This window comes from Pseudoalteromonas piscicida (assembly GCF_002744175.1).
GTDB classification, from domain to species: domain Bacteria; phylum Pseudomonadota; class Gammaproteobacteria; order Enterobacterales; family Alteromonadaceae; genus Pseudoalteromonas; species Pseudoalteromonas piscicida_B.
Window position 1 is genome coordinate 40211 of sequence record NZ_NKHF01000003.1, and the last position, 8606, is coordinate 48816.

An 8606-nucleotide genomic window follows, 5' to 3' on the forward strand; every position below is an offset into this window, starting at 1 on the left:
AGTTGGAAAATAAAAATGTTACTTTTTGTACAAAAAGTAACATGGGGATTAATTTGTTCATTTAAAGACCAGTTAGTTGAATAAATTTAACTTATTTACCAACTCATTTTTAATATAGGTAGCCACTGGCACTAGCCCTGCCTTTTTTTTGATGATTGCAAGCTCTGACGGTGTAAATCTTAAACCTACCAGCTCTGATTGTTTTTCCGCCGCTGGTTTTGCTGTTCTGCCACTGGTTTTTACTTGTGATGGCTGATGCATCAAATTAGATAGTGTGTTTTTGTTACTAAGCTTGATGTTTGTCAGGCTATTTTTTTGATTCATGTTTAGGGAGGATTAAAGAATAAATGGCATCGAATTGCCTACTCACTTCCCTATATTGAAACTTGGCAAGTGGTGATGCAGCTTGAAGCTGTGAGATTGATTTTTTGGACTTAAAGATCTCATCAAATACCTTGGAAAACTTCAGTGGTAGCACAGAAATATCTCAACCAAACTTTTCATGCACAAGCATTTGAATATGTTTAAAACTTTCGCACTCATGCCAGCTTTTACCTTTGTCGCGATAAGTTTTTTGCAGTTTGGTTGCCACCACAAGAACATTTTTATTGAGGTGCAAAACTTCAGCAAGCGTATTTAATCACGCCAGTATGGACTTGTACTCATCATAGATAGGTATAATCACCCAGTCCGATTGCGCAATAGCTGTGCTAATACTTAATGCGCTGTTTGAAAGTGCCCCAGCAAGATCGAAGACCATATCTATATGCTCAGGTATCACAGGAAAAGGCTCATTGAGATCAACGGCCATAAACTGATCTTCAGGTAATATTTCGTCATAAATATGGTATGGCTCGTTTGTTCCTAACGCAAAACCGTGGTCGTGAACGATATTGGTTGAGATTGGAGACTTCCCCGCCCCTCATTTTGTGGTATAGACAGTTACTTTCATAAACTTGTGTTATCAATTAAATCTATCAAACTAATTTTACTGATATTTTAAAATAATCAAATTTACTTCGTTATTTCGCGTTACTCGAAATAATCGATTTAACTCGGTCACTCTATTAAATTGATTTACCGTGTTTTTTCTCGTAACTATCTTGAGATTGACGAAGTATACCGAGCTTTGCTTTAGCTTGGTTAATTCGCATTTCATGGAGCTGTGTATCGTCTAAGAGTTTTTGTTCACTGGCTTTTTTCAAATCGCTATCACTAAAACTCATGATGGCCTTTTCTAGGCTAGTTGAAATGACTTTGTGCGCCTGTTCGAGTTCTTGTGTCGAACCCAACCGCTCAGCCCATTCTTTATCTTTGAATAGGTCAAGACTCAGTTCAATATTGCGCTTTTCCTTCATTACCGTGTGATAGGCGTTAATTCGTGAAACCAGCTCATCGTCTTTTGGCCGATAAATTGAATCTTGCTCTTTGGCTTCCATACATTACTATCTATATTGACTGATATATAAACAGTTTGAACCCTGAACCTTAAAATTTCAACTTTGTCAGGTATAGCAAGAAGGGAATAGAGCTTAAATATGGCGCATCCGTTTACTCCACAAATATGTGATATGGCCGATAGCATGGGTATATGCCTTTATCAGCGCTTTTCTCAGACTGAAGCCGCTCTTTTCTTGCATTGCACTATTGAAGCGCTCACAAAGTTACAGAAGCAGCATAAAATTGAGTATATCCAAGTTGACGAAGAAATTACGGAATTTTTCGGCTTTCAACTTTTGGAGTACTTAGCGCAACAAATCCAGCCCAGTAATGAACCGCCACAACTAAACACACCCGATAAGATCATTTGCGTAAAAGAAGTACAGCGCCTAACTGATCTCTCCCGTACAACCATTTGGCGACTAGAACGTGCAGGGAAATTCCCCGCTAGAGTGCCACTAACAGGAAGCCGTATCGGCTGGCGCTATAATGATATACAAGAGTGGATTAAAAAACAATAACTGCTAGCTCTTAGCCATCAATTAGAAGTTAAAAGTACATGCATCCGTTTAACTATCATCAAAATCGTCATCATTAAATTTAAGGTTAAAAATGCAACAAGTGGTGATAGCAAGTGCTCACTGGGACTAAAACTAAGGTCACAACCACTTATGCTAAAGCTAGCTGCCCACCCTCTAACTGATTTCTCAACCAAACACAAAAACACCAGTGAGATCGAAACGACTATGGAATAGCATATATTATAGTAAAGCTCTGAAAGTAAAGACTTTTTCACACCGAGGAAATGCCCTTGGTTTTTATCCTCTTTTATTTTCTCGTCTATTTTACTCCCTTGATCATACACCAATACCAAAACGCTAAGAAGCAGTGCGGTAAAAATTGCTCCAAAGTTCACTAACAAAGAAGTCATTTCATTGGATAGCTTGAGACCACATATGACGGTTACTAGAGACAAAAGCAGAGGTAATAAAATAAAAGTGAATAGATCTATAAAACTAATTTTATCATTACCTGAGCTTCTTAAAGTACGAAAATGCCCAACCACAATATCAGAAATATTAATTTTAGAGCTCATTATGCAACCTTAATGTTTAGCCCTGGATACATAGTCTTAGCATATTCATTGACTATGACTCTTATCCAACGCCTAATTGAACGATAATCTGGAACCCCATCATTTAACACAACATCTTCGTCTAACTCAATTTCACAAAGTGGTGAAGAAACACTTCCACCAATATAAAACGTCTTTTGCTTACCATTCATTTCAACTATTGTTTTTATCTGAGAACCATATCCTCCCATAATCTCAATAGCTTTAAACCTCTCTGAATCTCTGCGTAAATAATCTTTCAGCTTACCAAGGTTATTTTTTCTTGGTGGCTTAATGACCAATTCTTGTTCATGATGCCCTAGCATACTTACCTGATCAGCAATATCATTTACACCAACAAACTTCGTTAACCTGACCTCTTTAGCTACGGCGTCCAACCAAGCATTTACAGCATTATCGTATGACAACGGGTTCATCTGAATTACAAGCTGGGTTTTATTTGAAAAATAATGGGAAAACAATATGTAGAATAATGTCTTCACGCCTGTTCCTCTATAAGAGTGCATGAAAGACATTGCCTCATTAAAACCTTTGGGAATAAAGAAATGGACAAAATGCTTAATAATTTCAGCATTGTTTTGAGCTTTCTCAAAATCCACAGCGCCTGTTTCAATATTAATTATATCTGTTTTTATCCCATAATTACCCACATTGAACCAAGCTGAAATCTCTCTTGAGTTTTCATCAAACTCTAAATCACTGAACTGGTAGACTTGTTTAGTGTCCTCTACGATTTTATAAGCACCTTGGTTAGCTTCAATAAAATCTTTGATAAGATAAAAAAGATCATACTGGCCAATGCAATTTAGAACCTGATAACGTTGATCTTTACGTCCGTCCAACTCTTTGTTGTAACAACGCATTAAATAAGGTGCTACTGCGTGCATAACTTCCTTTTGCCTATAAGAATACAGTTTACGTTAAAAAAATGTATCATATGATCTAGAAAAAGTCATTCAAGACATACTTTACGTGCGCTTTATAGATGTGTGCTTGTTAAAGTTAAAACATGATATACTCAGTATTGTAATAGAATATAGAGTAATTCGATACAGGGTTAACCGTAAAACAATGGTGGCAGGAGTGGTGGCAGACGCCCGTTTCCACTAATAAAAGTCAAAGATAACCAACTGTAATTTAAAGATTTATATTTCACACTCAAGAAGCAGATCCAAAACATCGAATAAAAGCTTTCAAGTATAAACCAAGCCTAAAATAACGAGTTAACGTGCTTTTAGGCTTTTCATCTCAAGTATTAAATCAAGTTTATAAAAACAGGCACAGAGGAAAACCATACGCAAGCTGTGTGTCACACCTAAAGATCAGGGGGTAGACTCTGTCACAAACGCTAGATTATAAAACCCTGCCTGTTGGAGCTGACTCATTGCCTTAATAACATGTTCATAAGCAACCTGTTTGTCGCCGCGTAGGTATACGGTCTCTTTGGTGTCGTGTTTGGTAAGTGCTGCTTTAAAGGCCTTTTCATCTAGAGCTTGATTGTCTAAAAAGAGCTGACCTTGCTTATCGACAGTTAAGTAAAGCGCGGTTGCTTCAGGTTCGTTTTGACTGGCTTGCTCGCTTGGTAAGTCTACTTCTACCGTTTGATTTATTACAGGTAAAGTAATAATAAATATAACCAATAGTACTAGCATCACATCGACTAAAGGCGTGGTATTAATATCGCTGATTTGTCCGTCGTCGATATCATCATGTTGATTTGAAAAGGCCATGAAGACTCCCTCAGTGTGAGCTTGGTTGGTATTGGTGTCCAAATACTTCTTCTACTTCTACTTCTAATGCACATTTCACTAGAGCATCGAGTTTGCCAGCATTGGCGCGGTTAATTACGTTGTAAAAAATCAGTGCAGGTATGGCTACCGCCAAGCCAAATGCAGTCATCACCAAGGCTTCTCCCACAGGGCCTGCAACTTTATCAATACCTGCTGAACCACTGAGGCTAATTTTGACTAAAGCATGGTAAATACCCCACACAGTTCCAAATAAGCCAATAAAAGGCGCAGAGGATGAGATCGACGCCAAAATTGCCAAGTCTGCTTGTAAAGTGCCGCGAAAACATGAAACTTTATTCTTTAACTGCACTTGAAGCCAAGCTTGTAATGGCGGCAAAGACTGTGTTTGCTGTGCATCACATAACTGATAAAAATCTTTGGCTACCTTTGCTTCTTGCTGCAATTGTTCCAACCATTTTTTTGCTAGCCCAGAATGGGGAATGACTGCATTACTCAATGAGCGCAATTTTCGTAATAGTATTATCTTACTGATGATAACCTGCCAACTCGCAAGAGACATTAACACCAAAATGACGGCCACCCCTTTAATCACCCAATCGCTCTGAGTCCACAGCGCTGCAATGCCGTAAGGATTATCTACCATAATTTGCTCTCATTATTTTTGTTAAACCACCAGCAAAGTTGGGCTTGCCCACTGCTTTCGCTGCCTTGATGGGGGCGGTATGTTAAGCAGCAAATTCACGCCTTTCAAGCGATAATAATTATTATTTATTTTTTTATTTTTTGAGGTGTGGAGTTTTTTGTTTCGCTCGTTTTACCCTACATAGTTGTATTTATTTTAGAGTCAAAATGAGCAAAGCCACTGAAAATCGATACCCAAGAATGACCAAGTTACGCAAAGCAACAACTAGCGTACACGACACCTTAGACGCACGCTTGATAGGTGAAGCGCCATTCGCTTCTACCAATAACTACGTGTTGTTTTTACAATTTCAGCATGCCCTAATGCATTATGTTGACCCGCTCTATCACTGCCCGAAATTAGCAAGCCTTATTCCAGACTTACAGAGCCGCAATCGCATTGATGTGCTAGCAGACGATTTACAAGACTTTGATGCCAGTGCGTTTACCGATGCTGCGCAAATCACTTTAGACTCAATGAGTTTGGCGCGCTCTTTAGGCTGGCTGTACGTAATTGAAGGCTCTAAACTGGGCGCTGCCATGTTGGGTAAAGAGGTTTCTAAGCTATCATTGACCAGTGAGTTTGGCGCACGCTTTCTTGCGGGCCCAGGCGTTGGTCGCGGAAATAAATGGCGTGAGTTTATGGCAGCAATTGAAGCCGCCCCATTGACCGACTTGCAAGAGCAAGAGTTGCTTGATGGCGCCAAGCAAGCATTTGCATACACCCACCAACTCGTTGATGAAATGTACCAAAAGGCGAGTTAACGCGTGCAATGCTCAGAGATGAGACAATACTGGCGACCTAAATATAAACAGGTCGCCTATTTAGCTGCTGGCTGGTGTGCATTGGCACTCGCTTTTGTCGGTGCTCTCCTTCCGGTAATGCCAACCACGGTGTTTTTAATCATCGCCTTGGCATGCTTTAGTCGCTCGTCAGAGCGGTTAACACAGCGGTTACTGTCGCACCCTAAATTTGGTCCAGTTCTCAGTGATTGGCAAGCGCATCAAATTGTACCTCCCAAGGCTAAATTTTTTGCGATTGCGGGCATGGCTTTTGGCGTCTGCTCTTTATATTGGGTGTCCAATAATTTATGGTTGTCTGGCTTGGTTGCATTGAGCCTAGGTTACGCGCAGCTTTATGTATTATCAAAGCCAAGTGATGCTAAGCAAATCAATAAACCCACGCACCAGTATCGTACAGCTTACGCTTGGTTAAGTGCTTTATTGCTGCATTACGGTGTGCTGTTTACGGTGTTTGCGGCCTCGTCGCCTCCTACCCCATCACCGAGTTTTCAGCAACCCAAAGTGATCAAAGCACAATTAGTGATAGCCAACGCTCCCACTCCCCATGTTTCGGAGGTGGAGGTTGAAAATGCACCTCCAACTACGGCTACCCAAGCGGCGGCTGAGTCAGCGCCACCGGAGAAAAAAACACCACCTCAGCCCAAACCGGTGCTGAGTAAAGCTCAGCCGAGTGAACATCAGGTAAAGCAGGCGAAAAAAGCCCCAAAACAAGACACCGCGCCACCGCCCAAACCTGAGGTTAACAAAGCCCCGCAGCAAGCGCCTGCACAATTAGCAAATGCGGGGGCTGCCAGCCAACAACAAAAACATGTTAGTACGCAGCACACCGCCGCAGGAGAAAAAACTTGGCAAGCCGATTTACTCTCTACGCTCATGGCAAACCGTACTTACCCAACATCGGCGCTGATGAAAAAGCAACAGGGTGTCACCTATTTAGATGTCACTCTGTCACGAGAAGGCAAAGTAGTAGCAATGCATATTCTAAAAAGTTCAGGAGTTGCGGTGCTCGATAATGCAGCACTAAATACCGTCCGAAAAGCCCAGCCATTACCCAAAGTGCCTGCTCACCTAGACGCTCCTCATCAACTTATTGTACCCATCGAGTACTTTTTAGATAAATGAGAATAATTATCTTTTACTTTTACTAAACTGATCTATATGATGACGCCACTTTCCCAAAAGCAGTACAGTTTTATGTCTTTATCTACTTACAAACGAGCGGTGTCGATTATTTCTCGACGCACAGGTTGCAAAGACAAAGCGCAAAATATCATTCAAGAAGCCATTGCTCGTTTGATAAAACAGGGAAGAAATAAAGCTCAGCAGCACTCCACGGATAATTTGGACCAAGCGTTAATCTTAAAAACAGCCAATAACCTGCTGGTTGATCTCTACAGACGTAATAACGTGTGTAGCTTTACCGCACTCCCAGAGGAAGAGAGCCCTCTATTTGAACAGGCACATTTAAACCCTGAAAGTAAGCTTATTGCACAGCAAGAGTACGAACGCCTCGAGCGCTGTATAGCTGATTTACCACCCAAATGCCGAGAAGCGTTTGTCCTACATAAATACAAAGGGTTAAATCAGTCACAAATTGCTACCCATATGCAAATTTCGCAAAGCATGGTAGAAAAGCATATCATTAAGGCGATGAAACGCTGTCGTGAAGTCCTATTAGAAGAATAAAACATGCATCATGATGATCACCGCTTTGAGCAAGCCACACAGTGGTTGCTTAAACTAAAAGAACACCCCGAGCCTCCAGTGTTTGAACAGTGGAAGGCTTGGCTCCATGAAAGTGACGAAAACCAAAAGGCATTTGAAGAATGTATTTTGCTTGATAGCAAACTGGGCGCAATAGAACCACATCGCGCTGAAAGGCTGATCCGATTAGCCACTCAGCGGGCGTCAAACAACAGCACCTTTGCCAAACCTCTCGCACTAGCAGCGTCGGTTTTCGCCATTGCAATAACCCTATTTATGCTTCACCAAGGTGCAGGAGACACTTACACAACCGCAATTGGTGAGTCGAAAAATATTATCTTAAGCGATGGCTCGGAATTATTTTTAGACAGTGATAGCCGCATCAAAGTGTTAATGAAAAACACCGAAAGACAGGTTCAACTGCTCCAAGGCCAAGTCATGTTTAACGTTGCGCCCGCCCCTGCTTGCCCCTTTACGGTCAAGATCGATGAATTTATGGTACAAGTGCTGGGGACCAAGTTTAATATTAATAAACTGGCCGATGAAATGGTGGTCTCTGTTGCACATGGTAAAGTGAAGGTATCCGATCCAACCTCTCCCGATGTTTACCTTACAGCCAATCAAATGTATAACACCGAGAATGACAAGCTGTCGCAACGTAAAAGTGACCAATTTGCCAACTGGCAAAGCGGTAAAATCGTTTTTAATAATAGCAGCTTAGAAAACGCTATCCTGCAAATAAACAGATACAGTGAGAAACCACTAAAGCTCTCGGAGCCGCACTCTACTGCGCTAAAACTCAGCGGAACATACAATATTGCTGACGCCCAACAATTTGCTGCATTGCTGCCTAAAGTATTGCCAGTCAATATAATCGATAAAAATACCTATTGGAGTATTACCGCTCAGTAGATAGCTATACCAGTTAAATTAATTCTCTAATCAATTTGCAGGATGAAATAGCGCATTTACTTAGGGCCTGTTGATCTTTCAAGTTTGTTTTTGCAGCAGTTTGATTGCCATTTATACAAGGCAAAGCCTGTGTAGCATAGTTATTCTATGTGAGTCAGGCGATAAAGACTTTGTGCTCC

General features: G+C 41.0%; 11 protein-coding genes. 5 read left to right on the top strand and 6 right to left on the bottom strand.

Annotated features, from left to right (window positions below; translation table 11 throughout):
- Positions 1-640: 640 nt before the first annotated feature.
- Both CEX98_RS22805 and CEX98_RS00710 read right to left on the bottom strand, forming a co-directional pair.
- Positions 641-811 carry a hypothetical protein gene (locus tag CEX98_RS22805; protein ID WP_157782791.1) on the bottom strand — a complete coding sequence of 57 codons (171 nt, stop codon included), beginning with the start codon at positions 809-811 and terminating at the stop codon, positions 641-643.
- Between the two features lie 256 nt (positions 812-1067).
- The gene (locus CEX98_RS00710) at positions 1068-1439 is read right to left on the bottom strand and encodes a hypothetical protein (protein ID WP_099640227.1); all 372 of its coding nucleotides are present in this window, start codon (positions 1437-1439) and stop codon (positions 1068-1070) included.
- A gap of 99 nt (positions 1440-1538) precedes the next feature.
- Here CEX98_RS00710 and CEX98_RS00715 point away from each other — a divergent pair, with 99 nt between their 5' ends.
- A complete protein-coding gene (locus CEX98_RS00715; protein WP_099640228.1) occupies positions 1539-1961 on the top strand; it encodes a helix-turn-helix transcriptional regulator in 423 nt (140 codons plus the stop codon).
- A gap of 17 nt (positions 1962-1978) precedes the next feature.
- On the opposite strand, the gene CEX98_RS00720 is transcribed toward CEX98_RS00715, so the two are convergent.
- From CEX98_RS00720 to CEX98_RS00735, 4 genes are all read right to left on the bottom strand, one after another.
- Positions 1979-2536 carry a hypothetical protein gene (locus tag CEX98_RS00720; protein WP_099640229.1) on the bottom strand — a complete coding sequence of 186 codons (558 nt, stop codon included), beginning with the start codon at positions 2534-2536 and terminating at the stop codon, positions 1979-1981.
- Positions 2536-3462, bottom strand: a complete 927-nt coding sequence (locus CEX98_RS00725) for a hypothetical protein (RefSeq protein WP_099640230.1) — start codon at positions 3460-3462, stop codon at positions 2536-2538. Before CEX98_RS00725 ends, CEX98_RS00720 begins: the two co-directional genes overlap by 1 nt.
- Before the next feature lie 435 nt (positions 3463-3897).
- Positions 3898-4305: an ExbD/TolR family protein gene (locus tag CEX98_RS00730; RefSeq protein ID WP_099640231.1), complete on the bottom strand. Its 408-nt coding sequence runs from the start codon at positions 4303-4305 to the stop codon at positions 3898-3900.
- Between the two features lie 10 nt (positions 4306-4315).
- On the bottom strand, positions 4316-4969 hold the full coding sequence (locus CEX98_RS00735; RefSeq protein ID WP_099640232.1) for a MotA/TolQ/ExbB proton channel family protein: 654 nt from the start codon (positions 4967-4969) through the stop codon (positions 4316-4318).
- 206 nt (positions 4970-5175) lie between these two features.
- Between CEX98_RS00735 and CEX98_RS00740 the strand changes: the two genes are divergently transcribed.
- The 4 genes from CEX98_RS00740 to CEX98_RS00755 all read left to right on the top strand — a co-directional run bounded on the left by CEX98_RS00740 (position 5176) and on the right by CEX98_RS00755 (position 8427).
- Positions 5176-5772, top strand: a complete 597-nt coding sequence (locus CEX98_RS00740; protein WP_099640233.1) for a biliverdin-producing heme oxygenase — start codon at positions 5176-5178, stop codon at positions 5770-5772.
- An 18-nt stretch (positions 5773-5790) separates the two neighbouring features.
- Entirely contained in the window at positions 5791-6933 is a 1143-nt protein-coding gene (locus CEX98_RS22810; protein WP_172439697.1) for a TonB family protein, read from the top strand.
- A gap of 72 nt (positions 6934-7005) precedes the next feature.
- On the top strand, positions 7006-7497 hold the full coding sequence (locus tag CEX98_RS00750) for a sigma-70 family RNA polymerase sigma factor (RefSeq protein ID WP_172439698.1): 492 nt from the start codon (positions 7006-7008) through the stop codon (positions 7495-7497).
- 3 nt (positions 7498-7500) lie between these two features.
- On the top strand, positions 7501-8427 hold the full coding sequence (locus CEX98_RS00755; RefSeq protein WP_099640235.1) for a FecR family protein: 927 nt from the start codon (positions 7501-7503) through the stop codon (positions 8425-8427).
- Positions 8428-8606 lie beyond the last annotated feature (179 nt).

Excerpts from the sequence above, each read along its gene's own strand:
- CEX98_RS22805 (WP_157782791.1), bottom strand. The coding sequence starts at position 811 with ATGGCCGTTGATCTCAATGAGCCTTTTCCTGTGATACCTGAGCATATA.
- CEX98_RS00710 (WP_099640227.1), bottom strand. The coding sequence starts at position 1,439 with ATGGAAGCCAAAGAGCAAGATTCAATTTATCGGCCAAAAGACGATGAG.
- CEX98_RS00715 (WP_099640228.1), top strand. The coding sequence starts at position 1,539 with ATGGCGCATCCGTTTACTCCACAAATATGTGATATGGCCGATAGCATG.
- CEX98_RS00720 (WP_099640229.1), bottom strand. The coding sequence starts at position 2,536 with ATGAGCTCTAAAATTAATATTTCTGATATTGTGGTTGGGCATTTTCGT.
- CEX98_RS00725 (WP_099640230.1), bottom strand. The coding sequence starts at position 3,462 with ATGCACGCAGTAGCACCTTATTTAATGCGTTGTTACAACAAAGAGTTG.
- CEX98_RS00730 (WP_099640231.1), bottom strand. The coding sequence starts at position 4,305 with ATGGCCTTTTCAAATCAACATGATGATATCGACGACGGACAAATCAGC.
- CEX98_RS00735 (WP_099640232.1), bottom strand. The coding sequence starts at position 4,969 with ATGGTAGATAATCCTTACGGCATTGCAGCGCTGTGGACTCAGAGCGAT.
- CEX98_RS00740 (WP_099640233.1), top strand. The coding sequence starts at position 5,176 with ATGAGCAAAGCCACTGAAAATCGATACCCAAGAATGACCAAGTTACGC.
- CEX98_RS22810 (WP_172439697.1), top strand. The coding sequence starts at position 5,791 with ATGAGACAATACTGGCGACCTAAATATAAACAGGTCGCCTATTTAGCT.
- CEX98_RS00750 (WP_172439698.1), top strand. The coding sequence starts at position 7,006 with ATGTCTTTATCTACTTACAAACGAGCGGTGTCGATTATTTCTCGACGC.
- CEX98_RS00755 (WP_099640235.1), top strand. The coding sequence starts at position 7,501 with ATGCATCATGATGATCACCGCTTTGAGCAAGCCACACAGTGGTTGCTT.